Source organism: Agrobacterium sp. 22-209-1 (assembly GCF_053522485.1).
Genome location: NZ_JBNWCH010000003.1, coordinates 436,676 through 459,956 on the forward strand (window position 1 = coordinate 436,676; position 23,281 = coordinate 459,956).

Annotated in this window: 24 protein-coding genes; 8 read left to right on the forward strand and 16 right to left on the reverse strand. The window is 60.2% G+C overall.

The window, feature by feature from the left end:
* Positions 1-121: 121 nt before the first annotated feature.
* Both ACQZ48_RS09945 and ACQZ48_RS09950 read right to left on the reverse strand, forming a co-directional pair.
* Positions 122-466, reverse strand: a complete 345-nt coding sequence (locus ACQZ48_RS09945; protein ID WP_137410809.1) for a DMT family transporter — start codon at positions 464-466, stop codon at positions 122-124.
* Positions 466-1,047: a TetR/AcrR family transcriptional regulator gene (locus tag ACQZ48_RS09950; RefSeq protein ID WP_191218299.1), complete on the reverse strand. Its 582-nt coding sequence runs from the start codon at positions 1,045-1,047 to the stop codon at positions 466-468. Before ACQZ48_RS09950 ends, ACQZ48_RS09945 begins: the two co-directional genes overlap by 1 nt.
* A gap of 189 nt (positions 1,048-1,236) precedes the next feature.
* Between ACQZ48_RS09950 and ACQZ48_RS09955 the strand changes: the two genes are divergently transcribed.
* Positions 1,237-2,502: a D-alanyl-D-alanine carboxypeptidase gene (locus tag ACQZ48_RS09955; RefSeq protein WP_162520319.1), complete on the forward strand. Its 1,266-nt coding sequence runs from the start codon at positions 1,237-1,239 to the stop codon at positions 2,500-2,502.
* Positions 2,503-2,505: 3 nt separating this feature from the next.
* On the opposite strand, the gene ACQZ48_RS09960 is transcribed toward ACQZ48_RS09955, so the two are convergent.
* The 9 genes from ACQZ48_RS09960 to ACQZ48_RS10000 all read right to left on the reverse strand — a co-directional run bounded on the left by ACQZ48_RS09960 (position 2,506) and on the right by ACQZ48_RS10000 (position 8,452).
* Complete coding sequence (locus ACQZ48_RS09960) at positions 2,506-3,249, reverse strand: metallophosphoesterase family protein (RefSeq protein ID WP_191218300.1); 744 nt, start codon at positions 3,247-3,249, stop codon at positions 2,506-2,508.
* A 5-nt stretch (positions 3,250-3,254) separates the two neighbouring features.
* Positions 3,255-3,611 (reverse strand): hydroxyisourate hydrolase, encoded by a 357-nt coding sequence (uraH, locus tag ACQZ48_RS09965; RefSeq protein WP_077981507.1) that lies wholly within the window; start codon positions 3,609-3,611, stop codon positions 3,255-3,257.
* The gene (locus ACQZ48_RS09970) at positions 3,608-4,108 is read right to left on the reverse strand and encodes an ureidoglycolate lyase (protein ID WP_191218301.1); all 501 of its coding nucleotides are present in this window, start codon (positions 4,106-4,108) and stop codon (positions 3,608-3,610) included. Before ACQZ48_RS09970 ends, uraH begins: the two co-directional genes overlap by 4 nt.
* A gap of 3 nt (positions 4,109-4,111) precedes the next feature.
* Positions 4,112-4,474, reverse strand: a complete 363-nt coding sequence (locus ACQZ48_RS09975; protein WP_077981505.1) for a HepT-like ribonuclease domain-containing protein — start codon at positions 4,472-4,474, stop codon at positions 4,112-4,114.
* Entirely contained in the window at positions 4,471-4,761 is a 291-nt protein-coding gene (locus ACQZ48_RS09980; protein ID WP_035220685.1) for a nucleotidyltransferase family protein, read from the reverse strand. The genes ACQZ48_RS09975 and ACQZ48_RS09980 overlap by 4 nt, the downstream gene beginning before the upstream one ends.
* A 53-nt stretch (positions 4,762-4,814) precedes the next feature.
* Complete coding sequence (uraD, locus tag ACQZ48_RS09985; protein ID WP_137410812.1) at positions 4,815-5,312, reverse strand: 2-oxo-4-hydroxy-4-carboxy-5-ureidoimidazoline decarboxylase; 498 nt, start codon at positions 5,310-5,312, stop codon at positions 4,815-4,817.
* Positions 5,312-6,235 carry an allantoinase PuuE gene (gene puuE / locus ACQZ48_RS09990; protein WP_077981503.1) on the reverse strand — a complete coding sequence of 308 codons (924 nt, stop codon included), beginning with the start codon at positions 6,233-6,235 and terminating at the stop codon, positions 5,312-5,314. Before puuE ends, uraD begins: the two co-directional genes overlap by 1 nt.
* Before the next feature lie 204 nt (positions 6,236-6,439).
* Complete coding sequence (locus tag ACQZ48_RS09995; RefSeq protein WP_077981502.1) at positions 6,440-7,147, reverse strand: DUF1045 domain-containing protein; 708 nt, start codon at positions 7,145-7,147, stop codon at positions 6,440-6,442.
* A 96-nt stretch (positions 7,148-7,243) separates the two neighbouring features.
* On the reverse strand, positions 7,244-8,452 hold the full coding sequence (locus ACQZ48_RS10000) for an NAD(P)/FAD-dependent oxidoreductase (RefSeq protein WP_191218303.1): 1,209 nt from the start codon (positions 8,450-8,452) through the stop codon (positions 7,244-7,246).
* Between ACQZ48_RS10000 and mnmD the strand changes: the two genes are divergently transcribed.
* Positions 8,451-9,206, forward strand: coding sequence for a tRNA (5-methylaminomethyl-2-thiouridine)(34)-methyltransferase MnmD (gene mnmD / locus ACQZ48_RS10005; RefSeq protein WP_191218304.1), 756 nt, complete (start codon positions 8,451-8,453; stop codon positions 9,204-9,206). The genes ACQZ48_RS10000 and mnmD overlap by 2 nt on opposite strands.
* Before the next feature lie 9 nt (positions 9,207-9,215).
* Here the strand turns inward: mnmD and ACQZ48_RS10010 are convergent, their stop codons facing one another.
* The gene (locus ACQZ48_RS10010; protein WP_191218305.1) at positions 9,216-12,890 is read right to left on the reverse strand and encodes a response regulator; all 3,675 of its coding nucleotides are present in this window, start codon (positions 12,888-12,890) and stop codon (positions 9,216-9,218) included.
* Between the two features lie 501 nt (positions 12,891-13,391).
* Here ACQZ48_RS10010 and ACQZ48_RS10015 point away from each other — a divergent pair.
* Positions 13,392-14,864, forward strand: coding sequence for a DEAD/DEAH box helicase (locus ACQZ48_RS10015; protein WP_080789972.1), 1,473 nt, complete (start codon positions 13,392-13,394; stop codon positions 14,862-14,864).
* A 253-nt stretch (positions 14,865-15,117) separates the two neighbouring features.
* Here ACQZ48_RS10015 and ACQZ48_RS10020 read toward each other — a convergent pair whose 3' ends face one another.
* The 4 genes from ACQZ48_RS10020 to ACQZ48_RS10035 form a co-directional block, all read right to left on the reverse strand.
* Positions 15,118-16,026 (reverse strand): EamA family transporter, encoded by a 909-nt coding sequence (locus tag ACQZ48_RS10020; protein WP_191218306.1) that lies wholly within the window; start codon positions 16,024-16,026, stop codon positions 15,118-15,120.
* A gap of 161 nt (positions 16,027-16,187) precedes the next feature.
* Positions 16,188-16,577 (reverse strand): DoxX family protein, encoded by a 390-nt coding sequence (locus ACQZ48_RS10025; protein WP_165691093.1) that lies wholly within the window; start codon positions 16,575-16,577, stop codon positions 16,188-16,190.
* Positions 16,578-16,820: 243 nt separating this feature from the next.
* Positions 16,821-17,438, reverse strand: coding sequence for a L,D-transpeptidase (locus ACQZ48_RS10030; RefSeq protein WP_077981495.1), 618 nt, complete (start codon positions 17,436-17,438; stop codon positions 16,821-16,823).
* Positions 17,439-17,516: 78 nt separating this feature from the next.
* On the reverse strand, positions 17,517-18,413 hold the full coding sequence (locus ACQZ48_RS10035; RefSeq protein WP_077981494.1) for a DMT family transporter: 897 nt from the start codon (positions 18,411-18,413) through the stop codon (positions 17,517-17,519).
* A gap of 444 nt (positions 18,414-18,857) precedes the next feature.
* Between ACQZ48_RS10035 and ACQZ48_RS10040 the strand changes: the two genes are divergently transcribed.
* The 5 genes from ACQZ48_RS10040 to ACQZ48_RS10060 all read left to right on the forward strand — a co-directional run bounded on the left by ACQZ48_RS10040 (position 18,858) and on the right by ACQZ48_RS10060 (position 23,232).
* Positions 18,858-20,267 carry a circularly permuted type 2 ATP-grasp protein gene (locus ACQZ48_RS10040; RefSeq protein WP_162520313.1) on the forward strand — a complete coding sequence of 470 codons (1,410 nt, stop codon included), beginning with the start codon at positions 18,858-18,860 and terminating at the stop codon, positions 20,265-20,267.
* 3 nt (positions 20,268-20,270) lie between these two features.
* The gene (locus tag ACQZ48_RS10045) at positions 20,271-21,212 is read left to right on the forward strand and encodes an alpha-E domain-containing protein (protein ID WP_077981493.1); all 942 of its coding nucleotides are present in this window, start codon (positions 20,271-20,273) and stop codon (positions 21,210-21,212) included.
* 21 nt (positions 21,213-21,233) lie between these two features.
* Positions 21,234-22,055 carry a transglutaminase family protein gene (locus tag ACQZ48_RS10050; protein ID WP_077981492.1) on the forward strand — a complete coding sequence of 274 codons (822 nt, stop codon included), beginning with the start codon at positions 21,234-21,236 and terminating at the stop codon, positions 22,053-22,055.
* 4 nt (positions 22,056-22,059) lie between these two features.
* Complete coding sequence (locus ACQZ48_RS10055) at positions 22,060-22,656, forward strand: class I SAM-dependent methyltransferase (RefSeq protein WP_191218307.1); 597 nt, start codon at positions 22,060-22,062, stop codon at positions 22,654-22,656.
* Positions 22,657-22,773: 117 nt separating this feature from the next.
* On the forward strand, positions 22,774-23,232 hold the full coding sequence (locus ACQZ48_RS10060; protein WP_191218308.1) for a GNAT family N-acetyltransferase: 459 nt from the start codon (positions 22,774-22,776) through the stop codon (positions 23,230-23,232).
* Positions 23,233-23,281: the final 49 nt, after the last annotated feature.

Consider the following 23,281-nt stretch of genomic DNA (forward strand, 5'->3'; position numbering starts at 1 on the left):
GTGCTCGTCACAGGGAGCCAGCCCAAGTCCTTGGGCCGAAAGGACTCTCCCCGTCGCGCAGACGCGCGCCGGCTGGATTCCTGTGACGGGCGCAGGAATGAGGAAGGGTGCAGGGGTGCCGTTAATGCCCCACCGTCTTCGAAAAAACATTCACAATCACCACCCCCGTCACGATAAACCCGAGGCCGATGACGGCGGCGATATCCAGCGTCTGGCGGAAAACGAAATAACCGATCCCGGAAATCAGCACGATGCCAAGCCCGCTCCAGATCGCATAGGCCACGCCGACCGGCATGGCCCGCAGTGTGAACGACAGCAGATAAAAGGCCGCTCCGTAAAACAGCGCCATCAGCACCGTCGGCAAAAACCGGGAGAATTGCTGCGACTGCTGCAGAAAGGAGGTCGCGATGACTTCGCAGACGATGGCGGCGACGAGCGCTCCATAGGTCAAGACAGCTGCATTCATCACCCTGCATCCTTCTTCGTCTGCGCGATCATGCGCGCTCTGAGAGCCGCCCTGTCGCCACCTGCCCTGCCATCATCGGCCAGAAGATCGGCGAACCAGATGCCGTCAGCGGCAAGCCGCACCAGCTCCAGTACCACCCCATTATCCGTTTCCTTATGACGGGCAAGCCGCCCCTCGATCCAGCTGTTCCACATGCGTCGAAGCGACGGTTCACCGACCATGGAAACCGAAATCGCGGCCCACTGTTTCCCCGAATCCCTGCCCCGATCCGAGAAAACTGCATTCACATAGGCCCTCGTGAAGCGTCCGAAAGCTTCACAATCCTGTGAGAGGAGGTCATCGATTTCACAGTCCAAAGCCGCCAGAAGGTCCGCCATGACCGCTTCCAGCAGCGCCTGCTTGGATGGGAAATGATGGAACAACCCGCCTTTCGTCACCCCGGCCGCGTCCGCAACCGCCTGCACCGAGAGCGCCGCAACACCCTGTTCAGCAGCGAGTCTGGCCGCGCAATCGAGAAGATTGCGGCGCACGAGTTCGGGTTGCTTCTTGCGCTCATATGCATTTGTCATGACATTAAACATACCGGATGGTTGGTTTCTTTTCAAGGAAATAGCAGGGCCGCCCGCCAGCTTGAAATTCATACTTAATTAAGCATGAAAGCGATCTCTAAAGTTTTAGCGGTTTTGTTGCCGGAAAGTGTCAGTAAAACTTCGCCCATCGCGGCGATCGAACAAAAGGGGTGAATTATGTCGGGAACGGTCAAACGGGGAATGGCGGGTGCATGGGTCTTCGCGCTCGCCTTCTTTTGCGCGATCCTCTCATTGCAGGCGTCGCCTGCGCAGGCGGGTTATGCCCATTTCATCATGGACGCCAATACCGGCAAGGTTCTGGCCGCTCGCAACGCCGATGTGCTCAACCACCCCGCATCGCTCACCAAGATGATGACGCTTTACATGACCTTCGAGGCCCTGCATTCCGGGAAACTGCGCTGGGACCAGAAGATAAAGATGTCAAAGAACGGCGCGTCGGTCATCCCCTCGAAGCTCTATGTACGCCAGGGCCAGACCTTCACCGTGCGCGAGGCCGTCTATGGCATGATCGTCAAATCCGCCAACGACATGGCGGAAGGCATGGGCGACCATCTCGGCGGCTCGGAGGCGCGCTTTGCCCAAATGATGACCCGCAAGGCCCGCCAGCTAGGCATGACGAAAACGGTGTTCCGCAACGCCTCCGGCCTGCCCAGCAAATCGCAGGTGACGACAGCGCGCGACATGGCGAAACTCGGCCTGGCGCTGCAGCGTGACTTTCCCAAGGAATACCGCCTCTTCGCCATGGAATCCTTCAGCTTTCGGGGAAAACGCATCCGCGGCCACAACAATCTGATGTATCGCTACAAGGGCATGGACGGCATCAAGACCGGTTACACCAATGCCTCCGGCTTCAACCTCGTCAGCGCCGTCAATCATAATGGCCGCCGTGTCGTTGGCGTCGTGCTAGGCGGCAAGACTGCCCGCAGCCGCGATGCCCAGATGGCCGCCCTTCTCGACAAGGCCGTGCCGCAGGCATCGAGAAGCCGCAATACCGAACAGCTCGTCGCCAGCGCGAGTGTCAGCCGTACCTTCGATGTGCCGCCCGCAGCCGTGCCGCTGCCCATGTTTGCCGAACGCCGCCGCGCAGATCCGGTCGCCATGCAGATCGCCACAGCGAACGATCAGGTGGCCGACATGATGCAGGTTTCAGCCATTCCGCGGCCGGCACCCGCTGCAGCCTCCGTCGGCCAGCGCAGCCGCTGGGAAGTGCAGATCGCCGCCACCGACAGCGAAGCCGCCGCCCGCTCGCTGCTCGCCAATGCCCGCTCCAACATCGCCAGAAACCATGCCGGGATCGCTCCCTATACCGAAGCGGTGCAAAGCGGATCGGCAACGCTTTACCGCGCCCGGTTCACCGGCTTCGAAGACCAGTCTTCGGCGGTTGCCGCCTGCAAGGCGCTGAAGGCGCAGTCCTATGCATGCGTGGTGATGACCAGTGAAGGGTGATCCTTACCGCTTCAGCCAGCCGTTCTCCAATGCATCAGCCAGATAGGGAATGCCGTTGACCCTCGCCATTTCCGACATGGCCAGATTGTCGTAGCGGATATTCCGGAAATAGACCTGCCAGCCGCGCCCGGTCTCTTCCAGCACGGCATAGGTGGCGAGCGCATGGCCCGCCTCGACATGATGATCGAAAGGCGTGTCGTCCTTCCAGCCGGGGCAACCGACGCTACCGGGATTGACGATCAACCGGCCGTTGGAAAGCTGTACCGCACGGGGAATATGCGTGTGCCCGCACAGCATCAGCGGCTGGGAGATACCTTCCGCCCGCTCCTCTATTTCGGTCAGCGGCCGCAGTTTCAGCACGCCTTCCGGCGACAGCGTTTCCAGCCAGTAGTCGAGATCACCAAGCGGCGAGCCATGGCAACAATAGGCGAGATCCTTGAACACCATGCTGAAGGGTAAGGTTTGCAACCAGTCCAGATGGGCGGCGCTCAGCTGCGCATGCGCCGGTCTTTCCCAGCTTCCCATCTCCTCCGGCGCGCGCTCGATCAGTTCCCGGTCATGATTGCCGCGAATGCTGGGAATCCAGTTGCTAACAAGCACGTCGCCGGTAAAACCCGCTTCCAGCGGGCCGCTGAAACAATCGCCGAGATTGACGATGTCCTTGATGCCAAGACGGGCGATATCCTCCAGCACGGCTTCAAGTGCTGCGCAGTTTCCGTGAATATCGGCAATGGCGGCAAAGATCATGGCAATCAGCTTCCTCGATAGGTGGAATAGCTATAGGGCGAAAGCAGAAGCGGCACATGGTAGTGGCCGCTCTCGTCGGCAATGCCGAAACGGATCGGGATAATGTCGAGAAAGGCCGGCTCCGCCAGCACCACGCCCTTGCCGCGCAGGTAATCGCCGGCATGGAAAACCAGCTCGTATTCGCCGGCCTTGAAACTGTCGCCGACGAGCAGCGGCCCCCCATCGACACGGCCGTCGCTATTGGTCTGCACCGTCTTCAGCTTTTCGCGGCGATCGCCGGAGAGCCGGTAAAGCTCGATCGTCAGCCCTTGCGCGGGCGTGCCATGGGCGGCATCGAGGACATGGGTGGTCAAACCGGTCATGGCTTGGGCTCCGCGATCATATAGGGCTCATCGAAAAAATACTCTTCCAGATTGTTACCCGGCCCATCGCGGTCGGCAACCAGAAAATCCGAAACCGCCTGCAACGGCATCAGCGGATAGTGCCAGACATTGCGGCGATAGTTCACGCCCTGATCGCCCCTCGCCAGAAACACCTGCGGCCGGCCGGGCCGGCCGCCATCGTCATCGGCGACGACCACGAGGAAAGGCCGGCCGGAGAGCGGCGAAAAACTCTGGCTGCCGAGCGGATGCCGCTCCATCATTTCAATCTCGTGCGGAAAGACCCGCGGCTGCCCGCGGAAAATATTGAGGATGACACGCGCACCCTCGCCCGCAGCCTCCGGCGCTGCAAGCGCATGGTGCCGCTCGGTCTGGCCGCCATTGATGTGCCGCATGGAAAAGGGTGTCGTTTCGATCACATCGCCAAAGGATGCGAAAGCCTCTTTGGTGAGAGGTTTTATGTCGAGAAAATCAGTCAAATGTCATTCACCTTGGGCATGCCAGTTTCGGAGAAGGGAGAGACGCGCCTGCAAATCCGGAATGCTCTGCGTTATCGTTTTCCAGACGACCGAGAGTTCCGCCCGGAAATAATCATGCACGATTAGATTGCGCATACCCTTCATCTTGATCCAGGGGATCTCCGGGTGCTGCTGTAAAAACGCGGGGTATTGCTTATCCAGCTTGGCGACCGCCTCGCCAATCACGGCAAGACCCATCATGACCGCCATCTGCGTCCGCGTGTCGGAAGAAAAAGCGGCCTCATCCATATCGTGAACGAAATCACGTATTCTGGAGGCGGCAACATCCATCTCCTTCAGATAGAGCAGAAGCCGATCCGTACTCATACCGCTTTGGCTTCCTTCAGAACCCGCGCCCGTATGTCCGAATGCAGGCCGCCTGAGGTGACGACGTCGACCTCCACACCAAGCAGCGCCTTCAATTCCTCCAGCAAGCCGCCAAGGTCGAACAATGTCGTGCCCGGCAGCGCATCCACCAGAATATCGAGGTCGCTGTCCGGCCGGTCCTCGCCGCGGGCGACGGAGCCGAACACGCGCGGGTTCGCCGCGTTGAAGCGTTTCGTCGCTTCGCGGATCGCTTCCCTGTTCTTTTCCAGCACCTCGGAAGGTCTCATGATCTTCATCTCCAGACGGCACGATTCTAGCAGAACGGCCACCGCTCGCCAATTCAGCCTTCCGGCAGCATCGAGGAAAGGCGCAGCCAGGCGATCTTCTCCACCTGCGCCATCGCCGTCTCAAATTCTTCGGCCGCGCCGTTGCCGATGCGCGTCTCGAAGGCGGAAAGAATATCGTGCCTGTTCAGCCCCTTGACCGCGATGATGAAGGGAAAGCCGAATTTTTTGGTATAGGCGCCGTTCAACGTGGTAAAGCGGGCGTGCTCTTCGGGGGTAAGCCGATCCAGCCCGGCGCCGGCCTGTTCGTTGCGGCTGTCGGCCGTCAACTCGCCCGCAATCGCCAGCTTGCCGGCCAGATCGGGATGCGCCCGCAATACGCCGAGCCTCTCCGCCTCCGAAGCCGCGCGAAACTGAGCGCTGAGCACGGCGTGAACAGCCTTGGCCGTTAGCTCCAAACCCGCTCCGCCGGCGTCATAGGCCCGTTCGGCTATGAAGGGCGAATGTTCGAACACGCCCCCGAATCGGGTGACAAAGTCCTCGCGCGTCACCATCAAAACACCTCCGGCCTGTGATGTTCATGCCAGTGACGGGCGATCTCGATGCGCTGCGGGATCCACACTTTCTCATGACCGAGCACATATTCGATGAAACGGCGAAGTGCCGCCGCGCGCCCGGGACGGCCGACAAGACGGCAATGCAGGCCGACGCTCATCATCTTCGGCGCGCCCTCGACACCTTCCTGATAAAGCACGTCGAAGGCATCCTTCAGATAGGTGAAGAACTGGTCGCCGGAATTGAAGCCCTGCGGCGTGGCAAACCGCATATCGTTGGTTTCAAGCGTATAGGGAATGATGAGGAAAGGCTCTTCCTTCGGACCTTTTACCCAATAGGGCAGATCGTCGGCATAGGAATCCGACGAATAAAGGAAACCGCCCTCTTCCATGACGAGGCGCAGCGTATTGTCGGAAGGCTTACCCTGATACATGCCGTAAGGGCGCTCGCCGGTAACCTCCGTGTGCAGACGCACGGCCTCAACGATGTGCTTGCGCTCTTCCTCTTCGGAAAAATCCTTATATTCCAGCCAGCGATAACCATGGCTGGCGATTTCCCAACCCGCTTCCTTCATCGCCGCTACGGCCTCGGGGTTACGGGCCATGGCGGCGGTCACGCCGTAAACGGTGGTGGTGACGCCAAGCCCGGTGAACATGCGCCACAGCCGCCAGAAACCGGCGCGCGAGCCATATTCGTAGATCGATTCCATGTTCAGGTTGCGCTGGCCCGGCCACGGCTGCGCGCCGACGATTTCCGAAAGCAGCGATTCCGACGCCTTGTCATTGTCGAGAATGCAGCTCTCGCCGCCCTCCTCGTAATTGATGACGAATTGCACGGCGATGCGCGCGCCGCCCGGCCATTTCGGATCGGGAACATTGCGGCCATAGCCCACCAGATTACGGGAGTAATTTTCGGAAATCATTCAGCCACCCAGACCATCTCTCCCAAGGCGGAAACCGATTTCGGGAGACATAAAACAGACCTCCGAAGCGCGATGACCCGCAACGGGCACAACACACGCTTCAGATATGCGATATCCGAACGGTAGCATCCGCTTCCGGAATGTCGAGATCAATTTTGCTGACATTCCGATGCTTTTTTGTATACGATTGTGCCGTTGCGCTCTTCAGGCGATCTTTCGGGCGGAAACACGGCCCATGGGGTGAAGCGAGTGCACCCGGAAAGGCGCGCCCGGTTCATCTTCGATGAAAAGCGCAAGGCTGGAAAACTGCAGGGATCGGGTGAGCAGCGGCTCGAAAACCTTGCGCACGGCCCGCTCTATCCTCTGGCTGCTGGACGCTTCCACACCGCCGGTCAGCGACATCTGGAAACGGAACTCATCCATCACATGCGGACTACCCCAGCGATGCAGATTGGTGAGCTGCGAGGCCGACAGCCGGTCGGGATCCGCCCGCTCGATTTCCGCGTCGGAGAGCGGCGCCCGATAACGGTCGAATTCCTGCACCACGCGGGCGGCGAAAAAATGCAGCACTTCACAGGGACGCTCGGGAACGAGACTGAAGACATTCTCCTGTCTCGCCACCACAAGTTGCGGCAACATGAAAGGCTCATGCTTGCCGGAAAAATACATCAGGTCGCGCAAAAGCGCGGCCTCGGAATGGCCTTCGGCAAGGCGGAAGGGAGCCTTGATCGTGCCATGGAAACCATACCTGCGCGGCAGGGCCGTATGGTAGGAAATCTCCTGCATGCCGAGGTCGATCGTGCCGGGAGGTTCCACAGCCTGACCTGAATAGACATCGCGCCCCAACCACGCGGCCGCCGCCTGCGTCAGGGGGTCATTGGGGGAAGGCGTGAAATGAATGGCGTATCGCATGCACTGTCACCTCGCCGCAAATGCGGACAAACCGGCCTCTTTGCAGGCCAGCAAATAAGTGATTTGCGTGACAGATTAACGACGTGGGCGGCCCGGTCAGAACTTTCTAAAGGCCGCGACGGCAATACTCACGTGTTGTTGAAGGTGAAAGCCCGAGGGGATGACAGGCGTGTGACCGCACACGGTTTGCAACGCCGCATCGGCAAGAAAATGCGCCAGCCCGAAGCTGACCTTGAAGCCGCCGGTGAGCGCAACGAGCCTCGGATGGCCGGGGATCGCGCCCACCATCGGGTCCCTCCCCACCGCTTTCGGGCGCAGCCCCGCCCAGCGTTCCAGCACCGGCGCGCGGACAAGCGAGGGAACAACGGCAGACGCATCCGCAAGCAGTTTTTCAAGTTTTTCATCGGTACTTAAGGGATCGGAAAAACAATCTTCGCTGGTACTGCCGATCGCAACAGTGCCGTCTTCATGCGGCACGATATAAAGACCGTTCAGAAACACCACCGGCATCGCCGCGTCGGCCGCCGCATCGAGAAGCGCCGCCTGCCCCTTCACCGCCTGCCCGAGCGTCACACCGGCATCCAAACCGAGGGCGTCGCGGATAAGGGGAAAAGAACCATGGCCGTTGGCGACAATGACATGGCCGAAAGAAACCTCCTCGCCCGAAGACAGCACCGCCCGCCCGGCATCCGCATCGAGCAAAAGAACGCCACGACCTTCCGCCAGCCGCACATGCCGCGCCTTGCCGAGAAAAGCCGAAAGAAGGGCGATCAGCGCACGCGGCGAAACCCGCGCCGCCAGCGTATCGAACACGAAACCCGCCTCACCCGCCGCATCATCCACCCAGCCCGCGACCGAAGGGCTGTCGCCGACATGCCAATGGAACCGGCGCTCACCCGAAACCCAGTTCTCCAGCGCATCCCGTTCGTGTCGCTCGGCAATGGCGCGCAGATGCGGCTTCGGCAGCGGAATGATCCGGCCTGAGCGACGGTAGCCGGCGGAAAGCCCGGTCTCCGCCTCCAGCCCGGCAATCTCTTTTTCCAGGGCAACGAGAGCGTCAAACTGGAACTGCTTCTTGTCCGACCAGCGGTCCGGCATATGCGGCATCAGTGCGCCCAGCAACCCGCCGCTGGCGCCGCCGCCGGTGCGATCCGCCTCCACCAGCAATGTCTCGATGCCGAGCCGTTCCGCCTTGACGGCGGCCCACAGCCCCATGATGCCGCCGCCGACGACGAGGAGCGGCACGGAAGCCGGCAATCTTGGAGATTGACCCTTTTCGAAAGCAGGATTATCGGCTTTAGCCATGAAACATTCCAACGAAAATATCACAGAGACCGGCGCAGCGGCCGGTTCATCGGTCGGGGAAGCCTCGACCGCGCTCGACTGGCGTGAAGGGGATATGCCCTATTCACTGGCCTTTGACGACCATTTTTATTGCCAGACGGATGGCCGGCTGGAATGCGGCCATGTCTTCCTCTCCGGAAACGGCCTGCCGGAGCGCTGGCTCGAACGCGAGGGCGTCTTCCGCATTGGCGAATTGGGCTTCGGCACCGGGCTTAACCTCTGCGAGACATGGCGCCAATGGAAAGAGATGCGCAACGGCCGCTCCACGCTGCATTTCATCTCCTTCGAACTCTACCCGATGAAGGCGGAGGAAATCGACCGGGCGCTTTCCCGCTGGCCGGAAGTGGATGCCGAACGCAAGGCGCTCACCGCCCTCTGGCCCGCCGAGCCGAAAGGACGGGTCGAAATCCGGCTCGATGACGAAACGCGCCTGACAGTGGTTTGCGGCGAAGCGCTCACCGGCATTTCCGCAAGCGAGGAAAATTTCGACGCCTGGTTTCTCGATGGCTTCGCACCCGCGCGCAATCCGGACATGTGGTCGCTGGAAATCATGCAGGCGCTTTTCGCAAAGACGGCGCCCGGTGGCACATTCGCCACCTATGCCGCCGCCGGCTTCGTTCGCCGCAACCTCATCGCCACCGGTTTTGAGCTGGAGCGTCGGAAAGGATTTGCCGGAAAGCGGGAGATGCTCTGCGGCATAAAACCATTCGGCTGACGGCAGCAGTCAGACGCGCGGCGCATCGCGGCGCGGCATGTTTTCGCCCAGCCATTGCGCGATCTTGTCTTCCAGCGTTTCGGGGCTAATGGGCTTCGACAGATAGTCATCCATACCCGCCTCCAGGCATAGTTCACGGTCCGCCTCCTGCGTATGGGCGGTTACGCCGATGATCGGCACATGTCGGCCGTCGGCGGCGGTCCGTTCCGCGGCGCGTATGGCCTGCGTCGCCTGATGCCCGTTCATGACCGGCATCGAGACATCCATCAGGATAAGTGCGGGATTATTCTCCTGCCACGCCTGCACGGCTTTCTTGCCATTGCCGACAATCAGAAAGCGCAGACCCGCCTGCTGCAGTATCTGGCTGAAGACTATCTGGTTGACGTCATTGTCTTCCGCCACCAGCACATCGACCAGATTGGACCGATGCCGTAAAGGCACTGCCGTGGCTGTGTCAGCCCGCTGTTTCCTCACCACGGGGCCGTTTTCCGGCCGGACGGCGCGCGCATCGCGGCCTGCCTCACGTAGCGCCGGAGCCTGGCGAGCGCGTTTCAGCCGCACATCCCGCACCACATCGAACAGGGTGGAACGGAGCAGCCGCGCCCGTGCCGGCTTCATCAGATGCGCCTGCACGTTGAGATCGGTGAACAGCGTCTCGTCACCGACGACATCCATGGAGGTCAGGAAAACAATGGCGATATCGTCAAAACGCGCATCCGCCCGGATCCGCTCCACCACATCCAGCCCGTTCATGACGGGCATGTGATAGTCGAGAATGACGGCGTCGATGGCAAATCCAAGCGCCACCGCCTCCTCCAGCACCGCAATGCCAGTAGGTCCGTCACCCACCGCGTGGCCGTCTATGCCCCAGCTTCTCAACTGCTCCGTCAAAATACGGCGGTTGACGTCGTTATCGTCAATGACGAGCACGCGAATATCGTCGATCGCCACGGAAAGAAACGGGAGATCGCGCTGTCTCTCGGTCACCTGAAACGGAATATTGACCTCGAAAGTCGATCCCTTTCCAACGTCGCTGACGACATTGATCGCGCCATCGAACAAACCGACGAGCCCGACCGTAATCGCCAGCCCCAGCCCGGTTCCCTCGTGCCGGCGCGTGGCGGAACCATCGACCTGGCTGAACTTGTCGAAGATGGTTTCAAGCTTGTCGGCCGGAATGCCGATCCCGCTGTCTTCGACGCGCAATGACAGAATGGCCTCGGACGTTTCCGCCGACCGCGCCGAAAGCTCAACCAGCACATGCCCCGTTTCCGTAAACTTGACGGCGTTTCCAACGATATTGGTGACGATCTGCCGAAAGCGGCCGGCATCGCCGATAACCTTGCCGAAGACAGAAGCATCGATCCGGACGATCAGCTCAATGTCCTTTTCAAGCGCCGCCGAGGACAGGAGCGACACCACATCCTCGACCGCCTCCGCCGGATCGAAGGGCACGCTGCGCAGCCTCATCTGCCCGGCCTCGATCTTCGAAAAATCGAGAATGTCGTTGATGATCGTCAGAAGCGCATTGCCGGATTTGACGATGATATCGGTAAAGGTCTTCTGCCGCGTATCGAGATTGGATTTGGCCAGAAGCTCCGCCATGCCGAGAACGCCATTCATGGGCGTGCGGATTTCGTGGCTCATATTGGCCAGGAATTCCGATTTGGCCCGATCCGCCGCTTCCGCGCGTGACAGAAGCCGCTGCAATTCCTCTTCACGCAGCTTCATCTCGGTCACATCGGTGACGATGATGAGCCAGTAATTGCCGGAACTGTTGGTGGCTTCCAGATTGAGCCAGCTTTTGCCGGCGACATGGATGAGCCACGAAAACGGCCGGTTGGCGGCAATATTCTCCCTCCAGGCGCGCAGCGTCTCGGCAGCCTCCTCGGCCGTGCCGAAATCGCCGCGGCCGGCGCAATGGGCGAAGAAACCCGACCAGTTGCAGCCCTTTTCCAGGAGATGCGGCGGAACGTCGAACATGCGCGCCATCGCCTCGTTGGACATGATGATCGTGCCCTGCTCGACCAGCACCAGCCCCTGCGCCATGGCGCGCGTGGCTCCCTGCATATATTCGCCGACCCGCTCCAGTTCGGCCTTCGCCTTGCTGATCTCGACATCGCGCATGCGCACATCGGTGACATCGGCATAGGTGCTGAGGATTTTCCCGCCTTCGAGCCGGGTTTTCGAAATGACCGTGACCTTGCCGCTTTTGCTTCGCACCTCACGGGGCGCAAAGACCTCCTCCTTTAAAAGCCGCTGCACCCGCTCGCCATAGACCTCATCGAAAGGCCTGTCGCCATAGTCATAAAGGCCGCTGTCGAAATTCATCTCCATGAATTCGCGATAAGTTTTGCCGACAAGCGACTTTTCGCCGCCGATCTCTCCCCAGACCTCATAAAAGAACGGATTGACATATTCGATGACGAGATCGGCGTCGAGCAGTAGCACGCCCACCGGCAGGGCATGAAGAACCGCTTCAAGCTGGCGGTGCAGCTTCTCGGCTTCGGCCTGGGCGGCGATCAGCGCCTTTTCCCGCTCCTGCAAAAGGCTGACATCGGTAACGGAACCCACCAGATAATATTCGTCATCCGGCGTCGCAACCCGGCCGAGCCGGGTGATGACGGGAATGGCCTGTCCGTTGCGCTGAGGCATGTTTCCCGTGCGTTCGAGCGCCTCTCCGGTCTGCAAAATCCGTTCGTTTTCCTGCTGGAACTGGGAGCCGTTCTGCGGGAACATTTCGGATTCGGTCTTGCCCATATAGTCGGCGAGATTACCGCCCAGGAATGTATCGTAGGCGGCATTGGCGTAGGTCAGCCGCCTGTCCTGATCCCTCAGGAACACGCCGACCGGCAATTGTTCAAGCGCAGCGCGCAGCAGCCATGTCTCGCGGATTTGTGTGCTCAGAAGAGTCTCATGCGCCTTGAACTCGGTCACATCTACCCTGAGCCCGACAAGCATGCCGTTTTCCAGCCGCTTGTTGATCATGCGCACCCAGCGGCCGTCGGCAAACTGTTCGACCCTTTCGAGATAGGGGAGGGAAAAATCACGCAGCTGCTTCTGCATCCAGTCTTCGAAAGACGGCGCGTCACCCTCCAGAAAACGATATCCGCTCGAAAAATAGAGCGTTTTCATCAATGCTTCGAGCCGGATGCCGGGTTTCAGCTCGATGTCGAGATCACCGTAAAACTCTGCGAAGCGCGCGTTACAATAGACCAGCCGATTATCCCGGTCATAAACGACGATGCCGGCATCGATGAAATCCATGACGCCGCTGCTGAACAAAATATCCGACGTACCGCCCACGGCCGTGCATTTGCGCGAAACAGCCGACGGCGTCTCCTCGAACATTTCGAACAGGAAAAGATTGCCGTCTTCCCCCACGAAGCGTTCGCAGCGAAGCAGGGACGATTCCACGCTGGTCGGGACATGACAGGCTATCGTCTCGTCAGTCGCAAAGACCAGCGAACGACGCTCACGATCCTCCCGCTCTGCATCGCGAATGTCGGCGGAGAGGGAAAGAGTGGTATGACCTTCAAATGCTGAAGGCTCTTGCCCCATGACCCGGGCATAGGCGGCATTGACCACGACATAGCGCAGCTCGCTGTCCTTGATGCACGCGGGCAGGTCGAGGGCGGCAACAGCCTTGCAAGCCTTTTCCAGCAACCCGCAGCCTTCGGTCAATCGATACTCCACACCTTGCAGTCCATCCCTGTCGAATCAAATATTTCCGGACGCCGTCTCAGAAAACGTTATGTGAGAAAATCGATCTTTGCTATGTATTCGAGGGTGTCGTTACCCTTTTTTAACCATAATTCTTCGGCTGCACCCGCGTCGTTGCGGCAATCGCCGGCCACCGATGCGCATGGCTGCCATGCGCCCGCCTGCGGCCATGTTACAAAACTATCGCTTGACTTTGATGCGCAAAACGCCCACATCCCCGTCAAGCTTTCACCTTCGGCAGCCGCGTGAGCTGCAGCGTATGACCGGAAAACACCCTTAAGGTATCCGGCCCGCATGAAGGAAAAGCGCAGAGAATACAGAAGACGGCATGTGCCGCACTGATGCGCAGAAAGTTATTCCAACCCACAAGTTCCCAATTCACGCGGGGTTCTTGACGCCGAAACCGCCGGACAGCTACCCTGTTCCGGACGATTGGTTTTTGGCGCCCCGAAAGGCATTATATTGACCAGTTTTAGCGAACTCGGCCTCTCCGAAAAGATCGTGGCCAGCGTTACCCAGCTTGGCTATACCGCTCCCACCCCTATTCAGGCAAAGGCCATTCCGCTGCTGCTTGAAGGCCGCGACCTGATCGGCCTCGCACAGACCGGCACCGGCAAGACCGCCGCTTTCGGCCTTCCGATCATCGAAATGCTGATGAAGCAGGCCGACCGCCCGGCAAACCGCACCTGCCGCACCCTCATCCTCGCCCCCACCCGCGAGCTGGTGAACCAGATCGGCGAAAACCTGCGCTCCTTCGTGAAGAAGACGCCGCTGCGCATCAACCAGGTTGTCGGTGGCGCATCGATCAACAAGCAGCAGCTCCAGCTCGAAAAGGGCACGGACATTCTGGTGGCCACCCCCGGCCGTCTGCTGGACCTCATCGCCCGCAACGCCATCTCGCTCTCCAAGGTTACCTATCTGGTGCTCGATGAAGCGGACCAGATGCTCGATCTCGGCTTCATCCACGATCTGCGCAAGATTTCCAGAATGGTTCCGGCCAAGCGCCAGACGCTTTTGTTCTCGGCCACCATGCCGAAGGCGATTGCCGATCTGTCGCACAGCTACCTGACCGATCCGGTCAAGGTCGAAGTCACGCCTCCGGGCAAGGCTGCCGACAAGGTCGAGCAATATGTGCATTTCGTTGCCGGCAAGAACGACAAGACCGATCTCCTGAAAAAGTCGCTGAACGAAAACCCGGATGGCCGCGCCATCGTTTTCCTGCGCACCAAGCATGGCGCGGAAAAGCTCTACAAGCATCTCGAACATATCGGCTTCAAGGTCGCTTCCATCCATGGCAACAAGAGCCAGGGCCAGCGGGAGCGGGCACTGAAGGGCTTCAAGGACGGTGATATCAAGGTTCTGGTTGCAACCGACGTTGCCGCCCGCGGCATCGACATTCCGGCTGTGACGCACGTCTTCAACTACGACCTGCCGGAAGTGCCTGACGCCTATGTTCACCGCATCGGCCGTACCGCCCGCGCTGGCCGTGACGGCATCGCCATCGCTTTCTGCGCACCGGACGAAACCCGCCTGCTGCACGACATCGAAAAGCTGATGAAGATCGATATTCCGGTTGCCTCGGGCGAACGCCCGTCCGTGCTTGCCAGCCCGACGCGCCCCAACAACAACCGTGGCGGCCGCAACAACAATGGCGGCCAGCAGCGCGGCCCGCGTGAAGGCGGCCGTCACAACGGCGAATCCCGCCCGTCCCGCCACCATGCGCCGCGCGATGCCGACAACGATCTGGAAGTCACCTCCGACTTCAAACGCGTGAAGCAGGCAGAAGGCGATGCAGGCCGTCCGGCCGGCCCGCGCAAGCACCGCCGCCCGGCCCGCAAGCCCGGCGGCAGCGGCGCCAATCGCCACGCACCCGCTGGCGGCAACGGCCAGGAAAAACGCGCTTCCGGCAACGGCAATCGCGGCCGCAACCGCTAAGTCGGCCTGAGGCGCTCGGCGCTGCCGCGCCTTTCTTCTCCCCGCCGGGGAGAAGGTGGCCCGAAGGGTCGGATGAGGGGGCAAGCTCTCCGAAATCCGGCGAGGGGCGCCCCCTCATCCCGCTGCCGCGGACTTCTCCCCCTCGGGGAGAAGAAACAAGCGGCACCCGCTCGGTCTACATGCGGTTGTCGTGCACCCAGGCGCTTTTAAATTTCACCCCGCAAGCCCAGGCTTTGCGGGGCTTTTCTTTGCCTCAACCGCCCTGCCCAACCGCCCGGCGTCGTGACGGCAAGGTCATGGCCAGCACGCCGGCGATCACGCAGACGAGCCCCACCCACATGACCGGGGTCGGCACCTCCCCCAGAAACACCATGCCGATGGCGACACCGACCGGGACCCGCAGATACGCCTGCGAGGTGGTGCCGACCGAACCGAGCGTCTGCATCAGCCGGAAATAGATCATGAAGGCGAGCGCCGTTGAGAAGACGCTGAGGCACCCAAGTGCCATCAAAGACGCCGCCGAAGGCGACAAGGTCCACGGCCGATCAACGATCAGGCTGACGGGCAACAGCAGCACGGCACCACAGATCAACGAGCCGGCAGCCGGCATGATCGGATCAAGCCCCTTGAAGTTCTTGCCGAATATCGCAGCACAGGCATAGGAAAACGCCGCCGTCAGCACGGCAAGCTGGCTCCATATAGCCTCGCCCGCACCGCCCAACGCTTCCATGCCAATGATCATGCAAACGCCCGTCATGCCGGCAATGGTGCCGAACAGCTTGCGCCCGCTGACCGCCTCGTGCCGGATGACCAGCGCGGTGAGAAGAAAGGTGAAGATCGGCGTCGTTGCATTGAGAATGACGGCAAGCCCGGCATCGATGCTCTGTTCCGCCCAGGCGATTAATGTGAAAGGCAGAACGCTGTTGATGCAGGCCTGAATGAAAAACAGCCGCCACGTCGCCAAATCCGTGGGCAGGCGCAGCCCGCGCAGGCGGATCACCGCATATAGCAGCAGACCGGCTATCATCGTACGCGACGCGATGAAGGTGATCGGCGGTATCGTCTCCACCCCGATCTTGATGAAAGTATAGGATGCGGCCCACAGCGTGGACAGCAAGGCGAGAAACAGCAATTCACGGGCTATGGTGTTCTGAGGGGTCACGGATCGATCTTCCAACGTCGTTCAGGATGAACCGTTGCTAACCCGAAAACACGCACCAATGCTTCGGCGACGGCCGAAGTTTCTGCCACTTCAAGACACAAGGCCCCGCATGGCTCCAGCCATGCGGGGCCTTGATAAAGATCAGTGACCATCTCGGCCAATCAGGCGCGGCGCTCATCCACAGAGAAAGCGCCTGGACCGGCAACGAACAGATAGAGGAAGATGAAGCAGAACAGAATGGCGGCGTCGCCACCGTTCAGGGCCGGGAAGAAGCTCTTCGGTCCATGCGCGATGAAATAGGCAACGGCCATCTGACCGGACAGGATAAAGGCGACCGGACGCGTGAACAGGCCGATCAGCACGAGAACGCCGCCGACGAATTCCAGAAGCGCCGCCACGAGCAGCATTGTCGGCAGGGAGCCTTCCATCTGCGATGCCGGAAAACCGAACAGCTTCTGCGTTCCATGCGAAATGAAAAGTAGCGCCGTCATGATGCGCAGCGCCCCGAGCGCCTGCGGGCGATAGCGGGAGAGAGAGTCGAAAGTTGCCATGGTCATGTGTCCCCGTTGAAGTGGTGCCGCGCTCGATACAGTGCATTTACGCCTTTATGGATACACGTCTCTAACACCGGAAATCACGTTTCCGATATAGCAGAACTCCCTTAAATACAGAAAGGGAGGCATTCTACACATGGTTGATTTTCAAGCGCAAAATTGACCTTTTGCCAAAAAAAAATCAACTCAAGGATACAGGCATTTTCTGGCGTGCCAAAGGCGGAAAAATCCGCCTCTTCCTCATGCCTGCAAGACAACAACCTTCGAACCCACCGGCACGCGGCTGTAAAGATCGATGATGTCGTGGTTCAGCATGCGAATGCAGCCGCTCGACATGGCGTGGCCGATGGATTGCGGCTGGTTGGTGCCGTGCAGACGGAACATGGTGTCGTTGCCGCCGCGATAGAGATAGAGCGCGCGTGCGCCGAGCGGATTATTCGGGCCGCCCGCCATACCGCCGGCGAATTTCAGATTGCGCGGATCACGGCGCATCATGTTCGCAGTCGGCGTCCAGGACGGCCATTCCGCCTTGCGGCCGATATAGGCATCGCCCTTCAGTGCAAGACCCTGCCGGCCGACACCGACGCCATAACGCATGGCGCGGCCATCGCCCATAACGTAATAAAGCCGCCGCGCCGGCGTATCCACGACAACCGTTCCTGCCGGGTGTCTGGTGTCGTAGCTGACTTCCTGCCGACGAAGCTCCGGCTTGACCTTGTCGAGATGCATGGCGGGAAGCGGGAATTTCTCCTCCGGCTTTGCCGCATAATTCAGCCTCTGCTGACCAATACCGGTATTCGCGCAGCCAGCCAGGAACAACGGCAATCCGAACAGAACACCACGACGTGAAATAGACATGTAACCCCCGCCAAATCTTTGGATTAACGAGAGGTATAATTTTATGGTTAACAAACCCCTAATATGCGGTTGTAGTAATTAACGCGTCGCAACCGCTGCGGCAGGCCTGCGATTGGCGAGATAAACCCCCGTTACCGCCAGAACGGTGCCGGCAATCATGGCGGGTGTCAGCGTTTCGCCGAAAAGCAGCGCGGCTTCCACGGCGGCAAGCGGCGGCACGAGATAGATCAGCGAGGCGGCCCGCGAGACCTGCCCGCGCCGGATCAGATAAAGAAGCAACGCCACGGCGCCGATGGAGATCGCACCCACGGACCAAGCAAGCGTGGCGGCAAGGCCAAGGCTCCAGTCCACATGCCCATCCTCCAGCAGAAGCGCGAAGGGAACGGTGACCAGCAACGCACCGACATATTGCAGCGTGGCTACTGCCATGATGTTTCCGCCATGGACATATTTCTTCTGGTAGAGCGTGCCATAGGTCACCGACGTCATGCCCAGCACATTGACCGCCACGGCGTAGAGCGGCACCGACAGGCCGACAGCACCGGTGGCCATGACCTTCGGCAGCACGGCAATGGCGATGCCGGCAAAGCCGATAAGCAGGCCGGCGCGCTGCAGGGGCGAGATTTTCTCACCGATCATGAAACGGGCGGCCACCGCCGTCATCAGCGGCTGCAGACCGGCGATGATACCGCCGATCGCCGCCGGCACGCCCTGCCCGATCGCCCACCAGATCATGCCGAGATAAAGGCCGTGCAGGAAGACGCCGGACAGGATCGCCCGGAAGACATCGGCACGTCGCTGAGGCCACTGGATGGAGGAAACGCGGCAGATCGCCCACAGTAGCGCCCCCGCCAGCAGATAGCGCAGACAGAGAAAGGTGAGCGGTCCGGTATAATAGACCGCATATTTGGCGGTGACCCAGCCGGTCGACCAGAGAAAGACGAAGATGGCCGGAGCCAGACGGTCGAGCGACATGGGAACATCCCCTGTGCCGCACGATGCCCGTAACCGAACGCGGTGTAGGACAGGCGGCGAATTGACACTTCTTCGACTTGACGCAAAACCCGCGCGTGATCGAGCTGAGTATTCAGCAAGGCGGTATCCGCATCCGAAAAAAAGGTCAAAGGTGTTTTGGTGATCACATCTTTCAGATTTTCTGATGCAACGTCCGACATTCTTCAACCGAAAGCGACCGACTAAAATTTATGCATTCGCCCAGGGCGTACACAGCACGGCCACCTCATTACACCCCTCGCCACCGCGCAACCAATTTGCCAATGCCGCATTTATAGGCTGAAACTCAAAAAACGCTTCTTTTTTAAAACTCTAAGGCGACAAAAAATCTTCTCGGGGAGGCCTGCATAGTTCTTGCATTGCATTTCTCGTTGTATTCAAATGGCAAAAAAGGGGACATCGAAGTTGGCATTTGACGAAATGATAAATGCGGACGACACGCCGCGAAGCCCATATGAAAACTATAACGAGTGGTACAGCCGACAGGACAGGGCGCACCTGATCCAGAAATCAAAAGACGCGGAAAACATCTTTCGAAAAACCGGTATTACTTTCGCAGTCTATGGCCATGCCGACAGTTCAGAAAAACTGATCCCCTTCGATATCATCCCGCGCATCATCTCCGGCCGCGAGTGGCGCAAACTGGCCCAGGGCATCGAACAACGCGTCCTCGCCCTCAATGCTTTCCTCGACGATATCTATCACAAACAGGAAATCATCCGCGCCGGGCGCATTCCCCGCGAAATCATCGAGAAGAACGAAGCGTTCCTGCCGGAAATGATCGGCTTCACCCCGCCCGGCGGTGTCTATACCCACATTGTCGGCACTGACATTGTCCGCACCGGCGAAGACCAGTTCTACGTTCTGGAAGACAATGCCCGCACGCCTTCCGGTGTCAGCTACATGCTGGAAAATCGCGAAACGATGATGCAGATGTTCCCAGAACTCTTCCATGAAAACCGCGTGCGGCGGGTGGAGGATTACCCCTATCTGCTGCGCCAGTCGCTCGCCTCGCTCGCCCCGCCTGGCTGCACCGGCAAGCCGCGCGTCGCGGTGCTGACCCCCGGCATCTACAATTCCGCCTATTACGAACATTCCTTCCTCGCCGACATGATGGGCGTGGAGCTGGTGGAAGGATCCGACCTGCGTGTCATGGACGGCAAGGTCAAGATGCGCACCACCCGCGGTTATGAAGCAATCGATGTTCTCTATCGTCGCGTCGACGACGACTTCCTCGATCCGCTGACCTTCCGGCCGGATTCGGCGCTCGGCGTGCCCGGCATCATGGATGTCTACCGCGCCGGCAACATCACCATCGCCAATGCCCCCGGCACCGGCATTTCCGACGACAAGGCGATCTATTCCTACATGCCCGAGATCGTCGAGTTCTATACCGGCCGCAAGCCGCTCCTGGAAAACGTGCCGACCTGGCGCTGTTCCGAGCCCGACAGCCTGAAATATGTGCTCGACAACCTCGCCGAACTGGTTGTCAAGGAAGTCCACGGTTCGGGCGGTTACGGCATGCTGGTCGGCCCCACGGCGACGAAACGCGAACGCGCACTGTTTGCCGATAAGCTGCGGGCGCGCCCCTCGAATTACATCGCGCAGCCGACGCTGTCGCTCTCCACCGTGCCGATCATGGTGAAAAACGGCATCGCGCCGCGCCATGTCGATCTGCGCCCCTACGTGCTCGTCTCGGACAAGGTGCAGATCATTCCCGGCGGCCTGACCCGCGTGGCGCTGAAAAAGGGCTCGCTGGTGGTCAATTCCAGCCAGGGCGGTGGCACCAAGGATACCTGGGTACTGGAGGATTAAGCCATGCTGGGCAGAACGGCAAACGGGCTCTACTGGATGTTCCGGTACATCGAGCGCGCTGAAAACATCGCCCGGCTGATCGATGCGGGCCTGCGCGTTTCATTGACGCGCAGCGGCAGCGGCGATGAGGATTGGGATGGCGTGCTGCAAAGTGCGGGCGTGCGCGAAGCCTTTCTCGAAAAGCAAGAGAAGGTGACGACGGCGGATGCGATCGATTATCTGCTTCGGGAAAAATCGAACCCTTCCAGCGTCATGTCCTGCATAGAGGCGGGCCGCAACAACGCCCGCATGGTGCGCACGGCGCTGACGCGCGAGACATGGGAAGCCACCAATGAATTCTGGATCGAGCTGAAGAATATCCTCGGCCGCAAGCTCAACCACGCGGAACTGCCGCAGACAATCGATGTCATCAAACATCGCGCCGGTCTGGTGCGTGGCGCCTTCCACGGCTCGATGCTGCGCAACGATCTTTACAATTTCTCCCGCATTGGCACGTTCATCGAGCGGGCGGACAACACGGCGCGCATTCTCGACGTCAAATATTACGTGCTGCTGCCGGCGGTCGCCCATGTGGGGTCGTCGCTGGACAATGCGCAGTGGGAATCCATCCTGCGTTCGGTCTCGGCGCACCGTTCCTATGGCTGGGTCTACGATGCGGAATACAAGCCGGCCAATATTGCCGACTTCCTCATTCTCAATGGCCGCATGCCGCGCTCGCTGGCCTATTGTTATGAAAAGATCGCCAGCAACCTCAACCATATAGCCGAGGATTACAGCGAGAGGCACAAGGCGCATGACACGGCGGAAAGCATTCGCGACAGCCTGCGCGCGACCACCATCGCCCGGGTCATGGACGAGGGCCTGCACGAATTTCTGGAGAGGTTCGTCAACCGCAACGGCCAACTGGGACAGGAAATCACGGAAGGCTACCGCTTCTATCAATAAGCGCGTGGACGGGGACAGCTTATGCGTCTGAAAATCACCCATACGACGGAATATGTCTATGACGAGCCGATGCCCTATGCGTTGCAGCGGCTGCGCCTGACGCCGCAGACCGGCCCGGGCCAGACGGTGGAAAACTGGGATGTCTCGGTCGATGGCGCCACCGTCGAAGTGGCCTATGACGACCATTTCGGCAACCGCGTTGCGCTGGTGGAAACCGAAGGCCCGCAAAAGCGGGTGAAGGTCGTGGCAAGCGGCACGGTGAGCACGCAGGACAAGGCGGGCGTGTTCGGACACCACATCGGCAACGCACCGCTCTGGCTTTTCCTGCGCGAGACGCCGCTTACCAAACCGGGAAAGCTGGTGCGCGAACTGGTGAAGGTGAGCGCCGGCGACAGCGAGCTGGCCCGCCTGCACGACCTCATGGAAAATATTCACCGCAAGGTGGAGTATATGCCCGGCGCGACCGATATCGAAACCACGGCGGAAGCGGCGCTGGAAGCGGGCAAGGGCGTCTGCCAGGACCATGCCCATATCCTGATTTCCGCAGCCCGGCTGATGGGCCTGCCCGCGCGTTATGTTTCCGGTTATCTGATGATGGAAGAGGTGGAGGAACAGACCGCCACCCACGCCTGGGCCGAGGTTCATCTTCAGGGGCTGGGCTGGGTGGGCTTCGACGCTGCCAACAATATCTGCCCCGATGACCGTTACGTCCGCATCGCATCCGGCCTCTGCTACCGCGATTGCGCGCCTATATCCGGTATGCGCGTCGGCCCTGCCGGTGAGACCCTGAATGTGTCGGTCACCGTGCAGCAATCGCAGGGCCAGAGCCAGTCGCAAAGCTGAGACCATGGTTGCCAAGGACGACGATACAATCGGCTTTTATACGGGTAACGCCGCAGCCTATACCTCGCGCGGGCAGGCGGCAGATCGCCCGCATCTGGAAACATTCCTGGCGCGGCTTCACGAGGGTGCAAGCATTCTCGAACTGGGATGCGGCGGCGGGCAGGACAGCGAATTCATGCTGGCCGCCGGTTACGATGTCCACCCCACCGATGGAACGCCTGAAATCGCCAAAGCGGCGCAGGCCCGGCTCGGCATTCCTGTCCGGACATTGCTGTTCGAGGATATCGACGAGCGTGAGCGATATGACGGCGTCTGGGCCAATGCCTGCCTGCTGCATGTGCCCCGCCCTGCCCTGCCGGGCATTATCGGTCGCATCCACATCGCGCTGAAACGGGGCGGCGTTTTTTACGCCAGCTTCAAGGCGGGAGAAGCGGAAGGCCGCGACATGTTCGGCCGTTATTACAATTACCCTTCGAAGCCCTGGCTTGAAGACGTTTACGGCCAGTTTGGCTGGGCGATGGTGGAGATCGAGGCAAGGCAGGGCAGCGGTTACGACCAGCTCCCGACCGCATGGCTGCATGTGACGGCAACGAAACTCTGATCCGACGCGACAAGTTGGCGGTTGCGAAACGCCGTCCCACCCGGTTTAATCCCCGCATCGATTTGAAAGCACGATCCGGCTTCCACCCGCGGGAGGAAAGTCGGCCGGGAGACGGCATTGTACAGCATTTCCGACTATCGCGACTGCCAGTCGCATGGACCCATCATAGCAGAAAGGGTCTGGACGGCCTGGTGGCAGGATAGCGGCCTGCAGGTGGGCGACGTCGCCGAGCACCTGAAGGACATGACCAACCCCCATGCGCTGCCCACCGGCTTTGTCGCCCATGACGGCGGCGACTATGTCGGCTCCTCCTTCCTCATTCATTGCGACCTGGAAGAGCGTCCGCAATATTTGCCCTGGGTCGCAGCCCTGTGGGTGGAAGAAGACCGTCGGCGCTCGGGCGTGGCGCGAGCCTTGTTGCGGGCCGCGACGCAAAGGGCGGCCGAACTTGGCCACGAGACCAGCTATCTCTGCTGCCAGCGGGGACTCGAAGACTATTATGTCAACTGCGGCTGGACCGTTCTGGAACGTGGCGTCGGCAAACACGATCTGACGGTGCTGACCTACAAGACGTGACGCCGCCTGCCATTTGCCCATCATTCGCCACCGCGTCTGAACCATCGGA